Genomic DNA, 18,189 nt, shown 5'->3' with positions numbered 1-18,189 from the left:
CAGCCCCGGCTAGACCGGCGCGGGGGCCGCAGCCAGGATCCGTTCCGGCGCGGAATAGCAGTTCAGGGACGTACCGCGGCTGAATCCGATCAGCGTCAGGCCGGCGTCCTTGGCCAGATCCACGGAAAGCGCGGACGGTGCACTGACGGCGGCAAGGACCGGAATACCCGCCAGCTGGGCCTTTTGGACCAGCTCGAAGGACGCCCGTCCGGATACCTGCAGCACCATGCCGCGCAGCGGAAGCATCCCGGCACGCAGTGCCCACCCCACCACCTTGTCCACCGCATTGTGCCGGCCAACGTCCTCGCGCAGGCACAACAGCTCGCCGTCGGCGTTGAAAAGACCCGCCGCATGGACGCCCCCGGTCCGGTCGAAGACTTTCTGGCCTTCGCGCAGCCGGTCCGGCAGGGCAGCCAGCATGTCCAGCGGGAGACGCACGCCGTCGGAGGACGGATCGAAGTGCGAGGACTTACGGACCGCCTCGATGGAAGCCGTTCCGCAGATGCCGCAGGAGCTGGACGTATAGACGTGCCGTTCCATCCCGGTGTCAGGGAGCGGGGTACCGGGCCGGAGCTGGACATCCACCACATTGAAGGTCTGCTTGCCTTCGTCATCCACTCCGGCGCAGTACCGCAGGCTGATGAGCTGGGCCGGATCCCAGATCACCCCTTCCGAGACCAGGAATCCGGCCACCAGGTCAAAGTCATCGCCGGGGGTCCGCATGGTGACGGTGAAGGACTTACCCATCACCCGGATTTCCAGCGGTTCTTCCCCCGCCAATACGTCATCCCGCCGGCTGACGTTCCCGTCCAACCGGAAGCGTGTGACCCGCCCTCGCTGGGTAACCCGTCCCATGGTGTCTCCCTGTCTTTAGTGCATTGACTCTGGCTCCGGGTGGCCGGGGGTCCCCGGGTTGTCCCGCTCCGGCTTGACCGGTGTGCGGGCTTATCCGGACGGTGCGCGGTTGACCTGCCACGGCAGGGGCAGCGCCATCACGGCCTGGTCCCTGATGCAGCCCTCCGGCGGCACCACCATAACGGCGTCCGCCTCGGCCAGTCCGCGGAGCATTCCGGAGCGGAAATACGGCGACGGCATGGCCCGGTCTTCCTGGATGCTGCAGGGAACCAGCCGGGTCCGTCCGGGCAATGGTTCCAGATCCACGCCGGCCAGGACATGCCGTTCACGGGAAATCGGTGCCCCGCGGAGTCCGTCCAGCAGCGGTTGGACGATGGTGAAGACCGCCATCATCGCGGCCAGCGGGTTGCCGGGCAGCGCTACCAGCAGGCGGCCGTCCTGCAACCGGGCCAGCATGGTGGGATGGCCCGGACGCATCGCGATTCCGTCAATGAGGAGTTCAGCCTCGACCTCTTCCAAGGCCCGGCGCAGGTGATCCGCGTCGGAACGTCCGGTGCCGCCGGTAGTGACAAGGACGTCGCCGGAAGACATTGCGATGGAGAGTTCGTCCGAGGCTTCGCTGCTCAGCGCCGCCACCACGTCCTCCAGCCGGTCCGGCAGGCGCCGGACGACGTCGATGCGTCCGCCCAGCATCGTGATCAGCTGCGGCAGCTGGGGTCCGAAGGTGTCCCGGACCTGTCCGGGCTCGGGCAGGCCGGCTTCGATGACTTCGTCCCCGGTCAGCAGCAGGGACACGCGCGGGGAACGCAGCACCGGCAGGGTGTCATGTCCGCACACGGCAGCCAGTGCAATATGGGCCGGGTTAAGCATCTTGCCCGCAGGGATGGTGGTCTCCCCCGCTGCCGCCTCTTCTCCGGCCGGGCGGATATGTTCGCCGGCGCGCGGTTCGGATTCCTTGGCGCGGTCGCTGAGCGTCAGCTGCGGCGGCGTTGTGGCCGACACGCTGCCGCTTTCGGAGCGCAGCACGGCTTCGGCGCCTTCGGGGATAAGCCCGCCGGTGAGGATTTCCACGGCCTCGCCCGGCTGGAGCGCGCGGCGTCCCGATTCGCGGTGGATCTGCCAGCGTTCCACCTCGGGTTCCTCATGGGTCATGACAGTCCACGGCGGCGGTCCGGCAACAACCCATCCGTCCATCGCGGCGGAGGCGTAATGCGGCACCGGTTGCAGGGCAGTGGTTTCGAGGGCCAGGATCCGGCCGAGTGCCTCGTCCAGGGGCACCGTCTCATACGGCAGCGGACGGGCCGCTGCGTAGGCGGCGTGGCGGGCCTGCGCCCAGGACGCATTGGGCTGGGCCGGCAGGATAACGGGTGCGGGATGTTCGCTCATTGGGCGTCTCCTTCCGTTGCGGCGTTCCGGCACTGTTCCGTGGCTACGGCCATGGCCGAACGCATGGCGACGACGTCGTCGGCCTGGCCGCTGCCGGCGGCGAGGCCAGCCGCGTACCCGACAATGAAGGTGGTCAGCGGGGCGGCAGGCCGCACCACGCTGTGCGCAGCGGCTGCAGCCAGATCGAGGACAGCGGAGACATCCACCGGTGTGCCCTCGAGTTCCAGTGCCTGCAGCAGCTTGCCGCTCCACGCCTCGAGTTGTTCCTGCTGGCTTGCCATTCGTGCTCCTTCGTTTCGCTTGGGGACCGCCCGGTGCTACGGCAGGTCCCCGGCGCTCACACCCAGGGTTTGTGCATCGTTCCAGGTGTCAACATCGGCTGTACTCGTCGGGGGAACATCAACACCCCTCCATTGCACCCTAGCAAGCAACGCCTTCATCGACTTGTTCGCTAGACCCTCCGCGGCCAGGGAAGCCACAGCGGCGCGCAGGTCAGCGGTGCGGTACAGCGCTGCCAACGGCTGGCGGTTGCCGCTGGAGTCCACTGCCAGCAGGCTCTCGGCGGGCGGCACAGCGGCTGCATCCAGCAGGGCCCGGACGGCGGCGGCGATCTGCGGCATATCGCAGGCCAGGACCATCGTCCAGGGGCTTCGGCCCCGGTCCTTGAGGCCGCCCTCATTGAGGCTGCCGCTGCTCTCGAGGGCGGCGAGGGCGGCGACGGCGGCTCCGACCGCTGCTGCGGGGCCTGCGTAGGCCGGCTCCTCCCGGACCAGCAGGGGCGTCCCCGCGGACCCGGCCAGCACTATTGAGCTCAGCAGGTTCGACAGTTCCGGCGGCCCCGCGACGGCGATGTTGTGTGCATCCGGCACTGCGGCAAGGGTGGTTTCCAACAGGGTACTGTCCCCGGCCAGGAGCAGCGCCTTGGGTGTGCCTCCAAGGCGTGTGGAACGGCCGCCGGCCAGGACGACTGCATCATACGGAGCCGTAGCGGACATCAGGCAGCCGTGTCATTCTGCAGGAACGGGTCCCACTGCGGTGAGGGACGTTCAAGTTCACGGATCTGCCAGCGCGCGCCCCGGGGCGCCTTGGGAGAAATCCGCAGCTCCCAGCCAAGTTGCGCCAGTGTCCTGTCCCCTTTGGTGTTATTGCAGCGCAGGCAGCAGGCAACCAGGTTCTCCCAGCTGTCATCGCCGCCGCGGGACCGCGGGACCACGTGGTCCACGGTAGCCGCCGCCTTCCCGCAATAGGCGCATTCATGGTTATCCCGGCGCAGGACGCCCCGCCGGGTGGCTACGGTGCCCTCCCGGTAGGGAATCTTCACGTACCGGTGGAGCAGGATCACCGAAGGTCTGGGGAGGATTTCGTTGGGGCCGACCACCGGCTCGCCGCTTTCCGCCACCACACTCGCCTTTCCATTCAGGACCAGCACCAAGGCGCGGCGGAAGGTGATCACGGCCAACGGTTCATATCCAGCATTCAGAACGAGAGTGCGCATGCACATACCTCTTCGCCTGCCGCCCGCGAACCGGTGAGTACAAGACACCGCTCCGCCAACGGCACATCGGATTGTCTATGCAAGAGTAGAACGCGATCGCGTTCTTGGCCATTTATGCCGGTGGTACAGGGGTCCGCTCCCTGCCCACGGCACCCCGCCTGCCTCCGCGCCCGGACTGCGGCTTAACAAGGCAAGGCCCCTCCCGAAGGAGGGGCCTTGCCAAGATGCTGTACCGGGAGCTGCCTAGCCGCCTACGCGGATGTAGACGCCGCCGGAGCCAAGCTCGGCCGGAGCTACAACGGTGGATCCACCGTTGAAACCGCCGTGCACTGCCTGTCCGCCGCCCACATACACGGCGATGTGGGCCATGCCCATCCCGCCGTCTGCGTAGTAGATAAGGTCACCGGGGATGGCCTCAGCTGCACTCACCGTCCGTCCAAGGGTGAGGTAGCTTGCCGGCCAGCCGTGGTGATTGATTCCGGCCGCGGCCAGTGCGTTGGTAACCAACCGGGTGCAGTCCTGGCCGATGCCCAGCTGCGCGTAGGCAGCGGCTGCAATGGTGGATGCCACGCCGGAAGGGGCGCTCTGCGCCGGTGCCGGTGTGCTGAGGGTTGTGGCCTGGACAGCAGGCACCGTGTTGGCAGGAGCACGCGTGCCGGCAGCAACGGCTGCCGGTTTCGCAGCCGCAACGGCAGCAGGCGCCTCGGCAGCCGGGGCTGCCGGTTCCGCCACGGGTGCCGGAGTGGTGCCCGCAATGCTGTCGCGTTCGAACGAAACCGTCGCGTTTTCGGAGACCTGGAGGATCTTGACCGAGGAAAGATCCAGGGTGCTCGTCTGGACGTCACGCATGGTGTCTGCCCCGGACGCATTGGCCGCGACGCCGGTGGTCAGTACCAGCCCGGAGGCTGCCGCAATCACGGCGGCCTGGCGGCCCACCGTTCCGGCGTTGGCACTGACGGCGCCGGCAAGCGCGTTCAGCGTAGTGGTGCGTTCCACCGGCGCCCGGTGGCGGGCGCGCTCAATTGTCGAGGTCATGATTATCTCCGCGTCTCGAATTCCGGGTTAGCTGACGCGGACGAAGCTGACGCCGCCCAGGTCCGAGAGGCTGTGCAGGCCGGTGTTCATGCCGTTGAGTCCGCCGCTGATGACCTGGCCGTTGCCTACGTAGATCGCGACGTGGCCGCCGTTGATCACAAGGTCGCCGGGAGCCGGGCTGGAAACTACGGAACCGAACTGGAAGAACTGGCCGGGGGCCAGGTCGCCGACGGACTTGCCGACGGAGCGCAGTGCGTTCTCGACCATGGCGGTGCAGTCCTGTGCCACACCGATCTGGCCGTAGGCGGAAGCAACCAGGCCGGCTGCGACGTTGCCGGAAGCCGGAGCTTCGACCGGAGCCGACATGGAGGAGGCTGGCTTTACGGCGGGGCCGGAGGCTGCCGGGGCGGCGGTGCGGGCGGCTGCGGCGTTCTTGGTGGCTGCTGCCTGGGTTGCTGCTGCGGCCTGCGAGGCTGCGAGCTCTTCTGCTGCCTGGGCTGCGGCCTCTTCTGCTGCAACCTGTGCGCGGTATTCGGCGCCGGAGATGGAGCTAGGGGCAACCAGGGGAAGCTCGAACGGTGCGTTGGCGGGAGCGGTAACGCTGCCGGCCACGATGTTCAGGGGGGTTGCTGCGAGTGCCTGGCGGTCCGTGCTTACGGAAGCCTGTGCAGGAAGTCCGGCAGCCAGCACGAGGCCGGATGCTGCAACTACGACGGCGGCCTGGCGGCCTACGTTTCCGGCGTTGCTGCTGACTGCCTTGGAAAGTGCAGTGATCGGGTTGGTCTGTACGGTGGCAGCGCGACGGCGGCCATGAGCGTTTGATGACACAAGTTTGCCTCTCCCAATTGCCTACGAGGTGAGCTGTCGGATTCGGATGGGAGTCACCCGGTTGCCCGGCCAATGGCCTTTTGCAACTTAACCCCAAGGGTTTCTTTCGAAACCCGAAATTGGTTCCCCCGCCTCTGCCATGCGATTCTGCGAACGGACTTCAAACAGTGGCAGAGCTAGGCGATCTGTTCGAAGGTGCCCCACCTTTGGCGAATCGGGCACGAGGATGAGCGTACAGCAACATTTGAGGTATGTCACGTTCCGATCACGAAACGATATTCAACTGGTTACAACCAATTGATTTAAGTGCTTACAACCAATTCAGCGGGTCCACTACTTCGCCGTTAACCATGACCTCGAAATGCAGGTGGCAACCCGTTGAGGAACCGGTTGTACCGCTCGCACCGACCAGGAATCCGCGCTCGACTTCAGTGCCCACGGTGACGGCAATATTGGAAAGGTGGTTGTACGTGGTCTGGACTCCGTTGCCGTGATCTACCACCACGCGGTTGCCACCGCCGTAGGGATGCCAGCCGGCGAAGACCACGGTGCCGGATGCCGCAGCGTTGACCGCTGTACCGCAGGCGGCGGCGAAGTCCTGTCCGTTATGCATCTCGCCGTGCTCCCCGGTAATGGGGCTGACCCGGTGGCCGAACCCGGAGGTCTGCACCAAAGAGGCGTCCAGGGGCGTGGACAGCGTGCCCTTGGCCGCGGCAGGGACCGCATGCGAGCCGGCGGCAACCGTAATGGAGGCCAGCTTGGCGTCCGGGTCGTATTTGCTGCTCAGCCCGGCCCGGGCGAATCCGATATCGGCATTCGGGTCGGCCGAGACGGGTGCGTCGACCGCCACCGGCTCGAGCTGGACCGGATCGTCCGCTGCCGCATGCGTGGGCATGGCAGCCGTGAGGATCAGGCCCGACGTGGCAGCGGTAATAGCCACCTTCTGGGCGGCACCGCCCACGGACACGGACTTTGTTTCGGCGCGCCGGCGGCCTGACGGTGAGGCGTTGCGCGGGCGCACAGGTGCATTAGGAGCTGACGCGCGGCGTCGGCCCGAAGCAGCATGCTTCGACAAGTTTTTCCCTCTCATGGATCGCCTGCGAAGTTAGCTGTCGGATTCGAGTAGAGAAACTCGGCCTTTCCGGAAAAGGCGGGCCTCACCTGCAACTATGCAGGAAATGCCGCCGGCTTCCGAAAGGCTTCACCCCAAGGCAGCAATGCTGCCGGAAAGTGGGTCCTCCGCCCCTGCCTGGACGAGTTTAGTGCTCCGGTCCGCTGGCAGGGCTCGGCGGACGGACCGGATAACGATGGTGTTTCAGCGTCGGAACTCACTATAGGGTAAATGTCACAAAAGTGACCATTCCGTTACCCAACGGGAGAAACAAAGACGTGGGAGGCCACTTCCGTAGGCAGTTCCAAGGCACCCTCGATGCCGGGAACACGAACGGAGATATAACCGCCGACAACTTCTGCCGTTATCTGCGCTCCGGGCCGCAATCCCGCTTCGTCCAGCTGGGTCAGCAGTTCTGGTTCCACCTGGATGGGTTCCGCCAGCCGGACCAGCCGAAGCTTGGTCCCCGGCTCGGCCGTCGCGACGGTGGACACCAGGTCGACGACGCCGGCGATGAACACTTCCGCCGCCACCCCGCCGATCCCCTCGAGGCCGGGAATGGGATTGCCGTAGGGCGATTCCGTGGGGCGGCCCAGCAGCTCATACAGGCGCCGTTCCACACGCTCGCTCATCACATGTTCCCAGCGGCAGGCTTCGTCATGGACGTAGGCCCAGTCAAGTCCGATGACGTCCGCAAGGAGCCGTTCGGCCAGGCGGTGCTTGCGCATGACCTCGGTGGCCCGGCGCCGGCCCAGTTCCGTCAGTTCCAGCCGACGCGTCCCGGCAACCACCACGAGCCCGTCACGTTCCATTCGCCCGATGGTCTGGGAAACCGTGGGCCCGGAGTGGCGCAGCCGTTCGGCAATGCGTGCACGGAGGGCAACGATGTTCTCTTCTTCCAGTTCCAGGATGGTCCTGAGATACATCTCAGTGGTGTCAATGAGATCCGTCATGACGGGCCGCTCCTAGCAAGGGAGGAAGAAAGGCAGCGCACCGCTGCCCCGGGGGTGTACGCCAACACGTTAGCCTATCCGCCGGACCGCCCGATAATTGCGCGGCACCGGGCACAGTCCCTGGTGGCGGGCGTCATACATCGCGGGCTCCCGAGCCTGTACGGCAGAATGGAAGTGCATATCCGCCACTGTCGAAACCCGCTTGGAGCGTCACACCATGGGCGATACCGCCGCACTGAAAATTCCCGCTGGGCTCCTTCCGAAGGACGGCCGATTTGGTGCCGGTCCTTCCAAGGTACGCCCGGAACAGATGTCCGCACTCGCAGCAGCGGGAGCCAACCTGCTCGGCACCTCCCACCGGCAGGCTCCGGTACGGAACCTCGTGGGCAGCGTCCGTGAAGGCCTCATGGAGTTGTTCTCGGCGCCCGAGGGTTACGAGGTTGTCCTGGGCGTGGGCGGTTCCACCGCGTTCTGGGACATCGCGGCCTTCGGCCTGGTCCAGGAGAAGGCCCAGCACCTTTCCTTCGGTGAATTCGGCTCAAAGTTTGCGGCGGCCACCAACAAGGCTCCGTTCCTCGCGGCATCCAGCATCATCACCTCCGATCCCGGCACGCGCCCCGAGCCTGCAGCGGAGGCCGGCGTCGACGTTTATGCCTGGCCCCAGAATGAGACCTCGACCGGTGTGGCTGCCCCCGTCCGGCGGGTGGAAGGCGCCGACGCCGGCTCCCTGGTCCTGATCGATGCCACCTCTGCCGCGGGCGGCCTGGATGTGGACCTGGCCCAGGCCGATGTCTATTACTTTGCACCGCAGAAGAACTTCGCTTCCGACGGCGGACTGTGGCTGGGCATGTTCTCTCCGGCTGCGCTGGAACGGGCGGCCCGGATCAATGCCGGGGACCGCTGGATCCCGGATTTCCTGAACCTGCAGACCGCCGTCGACAACTCGAGGCTGAACCAGACCTACAACACGCCGTCGTTGTCCACGCTGGTGACCCTTAACGCGCAGATTGAATGGCTCAACGCCAGCGGCGGACTTGCCTTCGCCGCGGGCCGGACCGCTGAGTCGGCGGGGCGGATCTATTCGTGGGCCGAGAAGTCCCCGGTGGCCACTCCGTTCGTCACCCGTGCCGAGGACCGTTCAAATGTGATTGCCACGATCGATTTCGAGGCAGGCATCGACGCCGCGGCAATCGCCAAGACCCTGCGTGCCAACGGCGTGGTGGACGTGGAGCCCTACCGCAAGCTCGGCCGCAACCAGCTGCGGATTGCCACCTTCGTGGCCATCGAGCCCGACGACGTCAGCGCCCTGCTGGAGTGCATCGACTTTGTGATCGAGAATTCCTGACCCGCAAGGCCGCCCCGCAACAGGGGCCGTGGCAGGACCCGGACGCTAGGCGTTGTCCGGGTCCTGCTGCTTTTCCGGAGTGTCCGTGGTCATGCTCAGCCGGCGCGGCAGGCTCCGGTCATAGTGGAACCGCATGCCGTAGGTGCGCCAGGCCCAGACGAATCCGATCGCGGCGGCCAGCAGACCGGAAGCTGCGGCAACGCCCAGGCTCCAGCGGGGACCGAAGGAGTTCGAGACCCAACCCACCACGGGGGCACCCAACGGCGTGCCGCCCATAAAGATGGCGAAGTACAAGGCCATGACCCGCCCGCGCATGATCTGGGCCGTGGTGGTCTGGACATACGCGTTGGCGCTGGTCATCAGGGTCAGGGCAAACAGGCCCACGGGGATCAGCGAGACAGCGAACAGGATCAGGCTGGGTGCCATGGCGGACAGGATGCAGGCCAGGCCAAAGGCTCCGGCCGCACCGAAGACAAAGCGCAGGCGGGGCCGGTCCCGCCGCGCGGACAGCAGGGCGCCGGCGACGGATCCGATGGCCATCACCGAATTCAGGACGCCGAAAATACCGGCGTCCCGGCCGAACTCGGTACGTGCCATGGCTGCTATATAGATAGCGAAATTCATGCCGAAGGTCCCCACGATGAAGATCGCGAGCATCACCATGATCAGGTCCGGCCGGTGCCGCACGTACGCAAGTCCGGCCCGGATGCGCCCCTTCCCCGGCGGTGCCTTGGGCAACACGCGCAGCTCGCCGGCACGCATTTTCAGCAGCGCAATCACCATTGCACCGAACGTCACGGCGTTGAGGACGAAGACCAGGCCCGGACCCACGGCCACGGTCAGGAGACCGGCGACGGCGGGGCCAATCATCCGTGCCCCGTTAAAGGAGGCACTGTTAAGGGCGACGGCGTTGGGCAGGTCCCGCTCGGAAACCACCTCCGAGACAAAGGCCTGGCGTGCCGGCCCGTCGACGGCGGACACTACGCCCAGCGCCAGCGCGAACGCGTAGACGTGCCACAGCTCGGCATGTCCGGAGAGCACCAGGAGCCCCAGCGCCAGACCCAGGCCGCCCATGCTGACCTGCGTGAGCAGGAGGACCTTACGCCGGTTGTACGTGTCGGCGATCAGGCCTGACCACGGGGCCAGGAGCAGCTGCGGCCCCAGCTGCAGCGCCATAACGATTCCCATGGCCGCCGCGTCCTGGTCGGTCAGGATGTCATAGACAAGCCAGTCCTGCGCCGTACGCTGCATCCAGGTGCCGATGTTCGACACCAGGGCACCGATAAACCAGATGCGGTAGTTGAAAATGCGAAGGGAACGGAACATCAGTCCAGCGCCCCCTTGGGGATAGTGAACCCTGTTGCCGCAACCGTCACGGGATTATTCGTCCTCCTGAGCACCTGTCGCTTCGGCGTGCTGTTCGCCGGCTCGTTCCTGATCAGCCTCGTCCTGCTGCCCGTCGTCGTCCGGGCCGGCAAGTTCGGCCTGTTCCTGGTCAGCCTGTTCCTGATCAGCCTGTTCCTGCGCGCGCTGTTCCTGGGCCTGCTGTTCCTGTTCGGCAGCAATGTCTTCCGGACGCAGCCGGTCGGACCAGGGCACCCACTCGGGAGCCAGCAGCGCGTCGTCCGAGGGAAGCAGGCCCACTTCGGACACCGTTACTTTCTTGCTCCGGGGCATACGGGCAACCGTGGAGTACCAGTACCACCCGCGGTAGCCGGGACGCAGGGAAGAGAACCGGTGGGTCACCACCCGTTCGGCGTCGGCGGCTGCACCCAGGTAGTTGCCTACTTCGCCTTCAGACACCACTTCCAGCAGTCCGGCGCGGGCTTCGGCCACGGCGGCCGCGAGCACGGCGTCGGGCTTTCCCGGCCGCCGCGGGGCGCGCTTGCGAACCGCGGGAGCAGCAGCGGCGTCGGTGCCGGGTTCAGGGGACGGGTCGGGAGAGGGAATTTCCGGTCGCATAGTCACTTCAGTGCACTTACCTTATATATCCAGATCATCGGCAACGGCCCGCAGGACGGCAGCTACCTTGGATGCGTGCTTCTTATCCGGGTAGCGGCCGCGCCGCAGTCCGTTGGAAATACCGTCCAGCAGCTTGATCAGGTCCTCGGTGATCACGGCCATGTCTTCGGCATCCTTGCGGGTTGCCCTGGCTACCGACGGCGGGGCCTCGAGAATGCGGGCGGAAAGGGCCTGCGGTCCGCGGCGGCCGTCCGCAACACCGAATTCCATGCGGGTGCCGGGCTTGACCTCGCTGACTCCCGCAGGCAGGGCCGAAGCGTGCAGGAAAACTTCCTGCCCATCGTCCGTGGCCAGAAACCCAAAACCCTTACCAGTGTCGAACCATTTGACCTTGCCGATGGGCACTTCGGTTACCTCGTTCTTAGTTTAATCGCAGCAGGACACCTGCTGCAGGAATGGTCGTGACCCGCGTTGGCCCGCCAAGCCCGAAGCGGCGCCGGAGTACCTTTGGTGATACTACGGGGAAGTCTGTTCCCTTTAGAATATCCCGACACGGGAATGGGGCACCAAGGCCTCCCCTTTGTCCCGCAGTTTTCCGCTGTTAGCGTTAATTACCATGAGCAACACCCCACCGGAGAAGGTCCGGGTCCCCGCGGCACGCGCAGAGAAGCAGTTTCCGGCACCCCACACATCACCGGATCCCCGAGTTCCTCCCCGCAAGTCGCCGCTCCGCCGGTTTACTGCCGTCCTTGCGGCCGCGCTGGCACTGTTCGGACTGGGTACGCTCGCTGCGGTGCTGATCCTCTACCTCGGGAGCCAGGCAGTGGCGCCTTGGCTCATTGCCGCATCCCTCTACGCACTCCCCCTCGCGTTCCTGCTTATGGCGGGCCTGGTGATCGACGGAATCAGGCGGCGGCGCCGGGGCTGATCGGTCCGTTTTTCTCCCCACTCAGGTAACGTGGTTTTGATGTCCGCGATTCGAGCCTTGGCCGAAGATTTAGCAGCACGCAGTGATGACCAACTGCGTGAATTGCTCGCGGCCCGGCCCGACCTGGCGCTCCCCGCCGTGCCGGACTTCCAGGCTCTCGCAGCGCGTGCTTCGACACGCGTCAGCGTCCAGCGGATCCTCGAAAAACTGACGGCACCGCAGCTGCAGGTCCTGGAAGCGGTGGACCTGACCACCAACGAAGATTCCCAGCTCAGCACCACCGCTTCATGGTTGAAAACAACAATCTCGGGCTCAACCATCAAATCCCTCGATGCGATCCTGGGCCACCTGCATTCCCTGGCCCTGCTGCGGCGGGCCAAGCCGCACCCCGGAGCACCGAAGGCTGATGCCTCCCGCCGGTTCTATCTACCCGTCTCGGTCCTCGGCGAGGCGCTGGGCGCCTACCCAGCCGGGCTGGGAAGGCCGTATTCCACCTTGGCGGCCCAGCATCCGGAGTTCGGGCAACGCCTGGTCGGCATCGTCGAGGGGCTGCGCAGCAGCGGACTGCCCATAGAGAAGGCAGACACCCCCGCCACCGCCGCCCATTCCCTGCATCATCTGGTCTCTGATCCTGCGGGCTGGGCGACGCTCATGGAGGGCGCTCCGCCGCAGACAGCAGACCTGCTTCGCCGGTTCAAGTATTCACCGGTGGGCACCATCCCCAAGAAAGCCGCCATGGGACGGGCCGTCCTGGACAACCCCTCCCCCACCCCGGTGGAGTGGCTCGTGGCCCGTGGCCTCCTGGTCCCCTTGGACGCGCTTCACGTGGAACTTCCGCGGCCGGTGGGCCAGGCCTCCCGGGGCCATGTAATCGTCGCGGACTTCCAGTTGGAAGCGCCCCGGCCGGTTCCCCGCAACGTCGCCCGCAACCTGCGGGACAACGCCGCGTTTGGAGCGGTGGCGGAAACCCTGCGGCTGGTTACGGAACTGCTGGCGCTTGCGGCCGAGAACCCGATCGGGACGCTCCGCTCCGGAGGCGTTGGCGTGCGCGAAGTGCGCCGTCTCTCGGAATCGCTGCGGCTCGACGGTGCCGCTACGTCCTGGCTGCTGGAGCTGGCGGCCCTGGCCGGGCTGATCACCCTGGATGCTGCAACCTCACGCTGGGGCACCACCGAGGGAACCTGGCTTACCCAGAACCGTGAGGATCAGTGGCGTCGATTGGTGGAAGCCTGGCTGGATGCGGACCGCGCACCGTCCCTGGTGGGCGCACCCCTGCCGGCAGGCGGAGCAGTGAACGCGCTGGCCGCAGAAGTTTCCCGCCCGGACGCCCCCGTCGTCCGCCGTCGGGCACTGGAAATGCTTGCCCTGCTATCCGATGTCGAGGGTGCGGGCGAAAACGAGACTGTCGGTGCCTTCGACACCGAGGACCTCATCAGTGCCCTGACCTGGCACCAGCCGCGGCTGCAGCGGCGTTTTGCCCGGCTGGTTCCGGGCATCCTGAAGGAGGCAGCCCAGCTGGGGCTGCTCGGTTCAGGGGCGTTGACCGTGCTGGGGTCGGCCGTTGCCGGCAGCGACTATGCCCGTGCCACCTCCGTACTGCGTGACGCCCTGCCTGCGCCATTGAACTCCTTCCTGCTGCAGGCTGACCTCACGGCGGTGGCGCCCGGGTACCTGGAGCCCGGCGTCGCCCGGGAGCTGGCCCTGATTTCCACGGCGGAAGGCCAGGGCCCGGCAACGATCTACCGGTTCTCGGCCGAGTCCATCCGGCGGGCACTCGATGAAGGGCTCGACGCCGACGGCATCCTCGCCTTCCTGCACCAGCATTCCGCAACGGATGTCCCCCAGCCGCTGCGCTACTTGGTGGAGGACACGGCAGCCCGGTACGGCCGGCTGCGGGTGGGTGCGGCGGGATCTTATCTGCGCAGTGATGACGAGGCCGGGTTGAACGCCCTGCTGGCGGACCCGCGGACCGCTTCACTGGGCCTGGTGCGGCTGGCCCCGACGGTGGTCGCAGCCAATGTGCCAGCCAAGGAACTCACCTTTTCCCTTCGGGAACTCGGCTATCCCCCGGCGCTGGAAGGCCCGGCACGCAAGCCGGTCGGCTCCCATCGGATGATCCCTGTGCCGGCGCCGTCCTCCTCCCGGGCCCGGCTGAATCCGTGGGAACTTACGGATGAGGACCTGGACCGGCAGCTGGCCGCACTGCGCGGCGGAGGACCCGTCCCGCACGCGGGCGAGAGCCAGTCCCTGGTCAGCCTGGAAACCCTGCGCAAGGCCATCCGGACCAAGAGTTCGGTGCGGATGGGCGTGGTGGATGCCCAGGGGAATCAGCGGCAGGAGATTTTCGTTCCCCTGTCAGTGAGCGACGGCAGGGTCCGGGTCTATGACCCGCGCAGCGACGTCGAACGAACAGTGTCAGTACACCGGATTATGGACGTGGAAATAGTGGAGGGTAGCCCGGCACATGGTTGACGGACCGTTGATTGTCCAGAGCGATAAGACGATTCTTCTGGAGGTCGATCATGAACAGGCAACCGAGGCCCGGCACGCCATCGCGGCTTTCGCCGAACTCGAGCGTGCCCCCGAGCACATCCACAGTTACCGGCTGACGCCGCTGGGACTGTGGAATGCGCGGGCCGCGGGGCTCGACGCCGAACAGGTCCTGAACACGCTGCTTATGTACTCCCGCTTCCCCGTGCCGCACTCGCTGCTGATCGACATTGAAGAAACCATGTCCCGGTACGGGCGGCTGCGGCTGGAGAAGGATCCCCAGCACGGGCTGGTGCTTCGCACCAACGACTATCCGGTGCTCGAAGAAGTAATGCATGCCAAGAAGATCCAGCCGCTGCTCGGCCCCCGGATCGACGGCGAAACCGTCGTGGTGCAGTCCGCCATGCGCGGCCAGCTCAAGCAGCTGCTGCTGAAACTGGGCTGGCCCGCCGAAGACCTGGCCGGTTACGTGGACGGCACGCCGCATCCGATCCTGCTCAATGAGGACGGCTGGGCGCTGCGCCCCTACCAGAAGCTCGCCACCGAGAACTTCTGGGCCGGCGGTTCCGGCGTGGTGGTCCTGCCCTGCGGTGCGGGCAAAACCCTGGTCGGGGCGGCGGCCATGGCCACCAGCTCCACCACCACCCTCATCCTGGTGACCAACACCGTCTCCGCCCGGCAGTGGAAGGATGAGCTGCTGAAGCGCACGTCGCTGACCGAGGACGAAATCGGCGAATACTCCGGCGCGGTGAAGGAAGTCCGTCCGGTCACCATCGCCACCTACCAGGTCCTGACGCTCAAGCGGGGCGGGCTGTATCCGCATCTGGAACTGCTGGACGCCAACGACTGGGGCCTGATCATCTACGACGAGGTGCATCTGCTGCCCGCACCCATTTTCCGGATGACCGCGGACCTGCAGGCCCGGCGCCGGCTGGGCCTGACCGCCACCCTGGTCCGCGAGGACCGCCGCGAGGGCGAGGTCTTCTCCCTGATCGGCCCCAAGCGCTACGACGCCCCGTGGAAGGACATCGAGGCGCAGGGCTACATTGCGCCCGCCGAGTGCGTCGAGGTCCGGGTGGACCTGCCGCGGGACGAGCGGGTGGCCTATGCCATGGCTGAAGACGGGGACAAGTACCGGCTGTGCTCGACGTCGGAAACCAAGACCGGCGTCGTCGAACAGCTAGTGAAGCGCCATGCCGGCGAGCAGACCCTGGTGATCGGACAGTACCTGGACCAGCTGGACGAACTTTCCGAGCGCCTTGACGCACCGGTGATCAAGGGTGACACCCCGGTGAAGGAACGCCAGCGGCTCTTCAACGAATTCCGGGAAGGTGCACTGAGCACCCTCGTGGTGTCCAAGGTTGCCAATTTCTCCATCGACCTGCCCGAGGCCTCCGTGGCCATCCAGGTCTCCGGTTCCTTCGGCTCCCGGCAGGAAGAGGCCCAGCGGCTGGGCCGGCTGCTGCGACCCAAGGCGGACGGCAAGGCAGCCCACTTCTACACCGTTGTTGCCCGTGACACCCTGGACCAGGACTTCGCGGCCAAGCGGCAGCGGTTCCTCGCGGAGCAGGGCTATGCCTATTCCATCCTGGACGCCACGGACATCGAAAAGCCGGTGTAGCCCCGGGCACGGCTTCGGCGAGGGACCTTCCCCTCTGCGCCCATAACGCCGTATCGCCAAAAGACCGATGCCGCTTTCCCTCCGAGCGGCATATCCGCCTATCTGGCAAACTGCCTATGGCAAAAGGCCTGGAACGCATATTGGGCGCTTTGGCAATTGCGTTGATGTCCATGGGTAGTTCTCCCCATGGACATGCGCTTGTCCAAGGACATACGGTAAACCGGTGTCGCTGGCGGAGCTTTTTTGCAGGGGGAAGGATAATGGGGGATGTCACTTAATGGGTGGGATATCGACGTCGCGGGAACCCGGGGCGTGATAGTTCAAGCCAGAACAGAACACCGAGAACTTGGCACAGAAGGAAACGTTCTTCGGAATGCCCTGACGGGCGCTGCGGAAAGTGTCAACAGCGGACTTATCACCGGCGCATTGATGGAAGTCTATGAGGGCTACCTGGGCCCGCTGGTAGCGAGTGCAGTTCAGCGCGCCGATAAAGTTCTTGATGAAACCGCAAATGCCATCCATGCGTACATCGACGGCGACCAGGTTATGGCGGAGACCGCCAATCAGCAGGCATCCATCGCTGCTCCCAGCGTAGATCCGGAGGCGGACAAATGAGTGCGGATGCGCTGCCGGTCCTTCCGGACCCGGACCTGATTATTTCCGATGCCGCGCTGATCGCGGCCTCCGGTACCCGTGCCGCCCAGTCCGGAAACGAGCTTGTTACTATCTGGAACGGCGTTCAGCCGCATTATCAGGCCCCGGAACAGGCGCTGGTGTACGAAGCGATGAAGCCGGTAACCGTCTTCACTGACGAAGCGCAGATTGTGACCCTCCTGATCGAATCTGCGTTGAACACCTTCGCGGAGGCGGTCCGCGGCATGCAGGCCCGGCACAGGGAGCTCGTTTCGGCGGCCGGCACCTCCTATCCCGAATCAACTGATGACGATCCTGATTACGGCAAGAACAAGGAAGCTGAAGTTGCCGCCGGCATCTCCGCCCTGGCGCAGGAGTACGCTGCAGCGGAGGAAGCCTGCGCCGCAGCCATCCGGCAGGCCGACCCGGCCAAGCTCCCCGATTCTCCCGGCTTTACGGACACCCCCGCTTGGGACATAGCCAATGATGCGGCCGACAATGTTCTGACCAGGATCCATCAGGAAAGGGTCCGGGTCACTGTTTCCAGCACCGTCCACGTCCAGACCCTCGACATCAGCCGGGTGTTTATTACCTATGCAGACGGCACCGTGGTTCCGGCCACTCGGGCCACGCTAACCACCACCGTGGAACTGCGCATACAACAGCACGAATACGAGCGCACCGTTCTGGTGGCCAATGATGAACTGGCCAATATGCCTCCGTGGGCGAAACGGGCGGGTAATGCGCTGGGCGCACTGGACATCGGCCTCTCCATTTATGACAACGTGACCGAAGAGTGGAACCAGGACCTGATAGACCATCCCGAATATGACACGGGCGAGCGGGTAGCGAGTGCGGCCAAAAACGTGGCTTTCGAAACCACGGGATCTGCCTTGGGCGGAGCAGGCGGCGCTTGGGCTGGTGCGGCGGCTGGAGCCGCCATCGGGTCCATTTTCCCGGGCCCGGGAACCCTGATCGGCGGCATCGTCGGCGGCTTTGTCGGCGGATTCTTCGGCGGAGCAGCCGGCGAGGCTGCGGGCAGTTACGCCCAGGACAAGACCGAAGGTAAAAGCCATGAGGACTCATGGAATGGCGCAGTCAAGGAGTTCTGGGGTTCACTATGGTAATGCAGGAATACTTGGTCTGGATCGGTATATATACGGTTGGTGCAGCAATGCTCATATCCGGAATTGCTGCTTACCGCGGTAAGTGGCGGCGGTGGGTCCGCCACATGATGGCATATGAAATGGGGAAACATCCGCAGTTCGGTTTCTTGATGCTTTATGCCGGGCTTGCCGTGGTTTTCGGAGCATCAGCAGGAGTGGCGGGAAGCCTACGTGCGCCTGATTTCCTGGGTATTGGCTTTCAGGCGCTGGCCGGACTGTCGGTCCTCCTGTGTATCGCCGCCGTGACCCGGTTACCCAGGCCCCTTCTTCCGGCTTGGTACCGCCGGTGGATCGATAACGGCGCCGTGAAGGAAGACATATTGCATACCGGCGGCGACCCGGTCACCACGTGGGTGCGTAAGCGTGCCGGAAGGTAAGGGA

General features: G+C 65.5%; 19 protein-coding genes and 2 riboswitches. Of the genes, 7 read left to right on the top strand and 12 right to left on the bottom strand.

Features of this window, described 5'->3' with window-relative positions:
• Positions 1-9: 9 nt before the first annotated feature.
• The 9 genes from fdhD to NNX35_RS11650 all read right to left on the bottom strand — a co-directional run bounded on the left by fdhD (position 10) and on the right by NNX35_RS11650 (position 7,663).
• The gene (gene fdhD, locus NNX35_RS11690) at positions 10-855 is read right to left on the bottom strand and encodes a formate dehydrogenase accessory sulfurtransferase FdhD (protein WP_255766695.1); all 846 of its coding nucleotides are present in this window, start codon (positions 853-855) and stop codon (positions 10-12) included.
• Between the two features lie 90 nt (positions 856-945).
• On the bottom strand, positions 946-2,241 hold the full coding sequence (locus NNX35_RS11685; protein WP_255867857.1) for a molybdopterin molybdotransferase MoeA: 1,296 nt from the start codon (positions 2,239-2,241) through the stop codon (positions 946-948).
• On the bottom strand, positions 2,238-2,522 hold the full coding sequence (locus tag NNX35_RS11680; protein WP_255867856.1) for a DUF6457 domain-containing protein: 285 nt from the start codon (positions 2,520-2,522) through the stop codon (positions 2,238-2,240). Before NNX35_RS11680 ends, NNX35_RS11685 begins: the two co-directional genes overlap by 4 nt.
• A 36-nt stretch (positions 2,523-2,558) precedes the next feature.
• The gene (locus NNX35_RS11675) at positions 2,559-3,236 is read right to left on the bottom strand and encodes a molybdenum cofactor guanylyltransferase (protein ID WP_255867855.1); all 678 of its coding nucleotides are present in this window, start codon (positions 3,234-3,236) and stop codon (positions 2,559-2,561) included.
• Positions 3,236-3,736 (bottom strand): HNH endonuclease, encoded by a 501-nt coding sequence (locus tag NNX35_RS11670; RefSeq protein WP_230026408.1) that lies wholly within the window; start codon positions 3,734-3,736, stop codon positions 3,236-3,238. The genes NNX35_RS11675 and NNX35_RS11670 overlap by 1 nt, the downstream gene beginning before the upstream one ends.
• Before the next feature lie 243 nt (positions 3,737-3,979).
• Positions 3,980-4,771, bottom strand: coding sequence for an NlpC/P60 family protein (locus NNX35_RS11665; protein ID WP_255863769.1), 792 nt, complete (start codon positions 4,769-4,771; stop codon positions 3,980-3,982).
• A 27-nt stretch (positions 4,772-4,798) separates the two neighbouring features.
• Complete coding sequence (locus NNX35_RS16195) at positions 4,799-5,599, bottom strand: NlpC/P60 family protein (protein ID WP_255867853.1); 801 nt, start codon at positions 5,597-5,599, stop codon at positions 4,799-4,801.
• A 3-nt stretch (positions 5,600-5,602) separates the two neighbouring features.
• Positions 5,603-5,761: riboswitch (cyclic di-AMP (ydaO/yuaA leader) on the bottom strand.
• Between the two features lie 148 nt (positions 5,762-5,909).
• On the bottom strand, positions 5,910-6,566 hold the full coding sequence (locus NNX35_RS11655; protein ID WP_255766686.1) for a M23 family metallopeptidase: 657 nt from the start codon (positions 6,564-6,566) through the stop codon (positions 5,910-5,912).
• 111 nt (positions 6,567-6,677) lie between these two features.
• A riboswitch (cyclic di-AMP (ydaO/yuaA leader) is annotated at positions 6,678-6,874 on the bottom strand.
• A 90-nt stretch (positions 6,875-6,964) separates the two neighbouring features.
• Positions 6,965-7,663 (bottom strand): metal-dependent transcriptional regulator, encoded by a 699-nt coding sequence (locus tag NNX35_RS11650; RefSeq protein WP_255766685.1) that lies wholly within the window; start codon positions 7,661-7,663, stop codon positions 6,965-6,967.
• 217 nt (positions 7,664-7,880) lie between these two features.
• Between NNX35_RS11650 and serC the strand changes: the two genes are divergently transcribed.
• Positions 7,881-9,008 carry a phosphoserine transaminase gene (gene serC / locus NNX35_RS11645; protein ID WP_255867852.1) on the top strand — a complete coding sequence of 376 codons (1,128 nt, stop codon included), beginning with the start codon at positions 7,881-7,883 and terminating at the stop codon, positions 9,006-9,008.
• Between the two features lie 45 nt (positions 9,009-9,053).
• On the opposite strand, the gene NNX35_RS11640 is transcribed toward serC, so the two are convergent.
• From NNX35_RS11640 to NNX35_RS11630, 3 genes are read right to left on the bottom strand one after another with little or no spacing between them, the layout of a single operon-like run.
• Positions 9,054-10,334, bottom strand: a complete 1,281-nt coding sequence (locus NNX35_RS11640) for an MFS transporter (RefSeq protein ID WP_255766683.1) — start codon at positions 10,332-10,334, stop codon at positions 9,054-9,056.
• A 54-nt stretch (positions 10,335-10,388) separates the two neighbouring features.
• Positions 10,389-10,970: a DUF3027 domain-containing protein gene (locus tag NNX35_RS11635; protein WP_255867938.1), complete on the bottom strand. Its 582-nt coding sequence runs from the start codon at positions 10,968-10,970 to the stop codon at positions 10,389-10,391.
• Positions 10,971-10,991: 21 nt separating this feature from the next.
• On the bottom strand, positions 10,992-11,375 hold the full coding sequence (locus tag NNX35_RS11630) for a cold-shock protein (protein WP_227922981.1): 384 nt from the start codon (positions 11,373-11,375) through the stop codon (positions 10,992-10,994).
• Between the two features lie 211 nt (positions 11,376-11,586).
• Here NNX35_RS11630 and NNX35_RS11625 point away from each other — a divergent pair, with 211 nt between their 5' ends.
• The 6 genes from NNX35_RS11625 to NNX35_RS11600 all read left to right on the top strand — a co-directional run bounded on the left by NNX35_RS11625 (position 11,587) and on the right by NNX35_RS11600 (position 18,185).
• Positions 11,587-11,898, top strand: a complete 312-nt coding sequence (locus NNX35_RS11625) for a hypothetical protein (protein ID WP_255867851.1) — start codon at positions 11,587-11,589, stop codon at positions 11,896-11,898.
• Between the two features lie 39 nt (positions 11,899-11,937).
• Positions 11,938-14,370, top strand: coding sequence for a helicase-associated domain-containing protein (locus NNX35_RS11620; protein WP_255863765.1), 2,433 nt, complete (start codon positions 11,938-11,940; stop codon positions 14,368-14,370).
• Positions 14,363-16,009, top strand: a complete 1,647-nt coding sequence (locus tag NNX35_RS11615; protein ID WP_255867849.1) for a DNA repair helicase XPB — start codon at positions 14,363-14,365, stop codon at positions 16,007-16,009. The genes NNX35_RS11620 and NNX35_RS11615 overlap by 8 nt, the downstream gene beginning before the upstream one ends.
• Positions 16,010-16,276: 267 nt before the next feature.
• Positions 16,277-16,624, top strand: coding sequence for a DUF6507 family protein (locus tag NNX35_RS11610; RefSeq protein ID WP_255766678.1), 348 nt, complete (start codon positions 16,277-16,279; stop codon positions 16,622-16,624).
• Entirely contained in the window at positions 16,621-17,769 is a 1,149-nt protein-coding gene (locus tag NNX35_RS11605; protein WP_255766677.1) for a hypothetical protein, read from the top strand. Before NNX35_RS11610 ends, NNX35_RS11605 begins: the two co-directional genes overlap by 4 nt.
• Positions 17,769-18,185: a hypothetical protein gene (locus tag NNX35_RS11600; protein ID WP_255867848.1), complete on the top strand. Its 417-nt coding sequence runs from the start codon at positions 17,769-17,771 to the stop codon at positions 18,183-18,185. The genes NNX35_RS11605 and NNX35_RS11600 overlap by 1 nt, the downstream gene beginning before the upstream one ends.
• Positions 18,186-18,189: the final 4 nt, after the last annotated feature.

The sequence above is a fragment of the Arthrobacter sp. zg-Y844 genome (assembly GCF_024385465.1).
Classification (GTDB): Bacteria; Actinomycetota; Actinomycetes; order Actinomycetales; family Micrococcaceae; genus Arthrobacter_B.
This window is presented reverse-complemented; position numbering and strand designations above follow the sequence as displayed.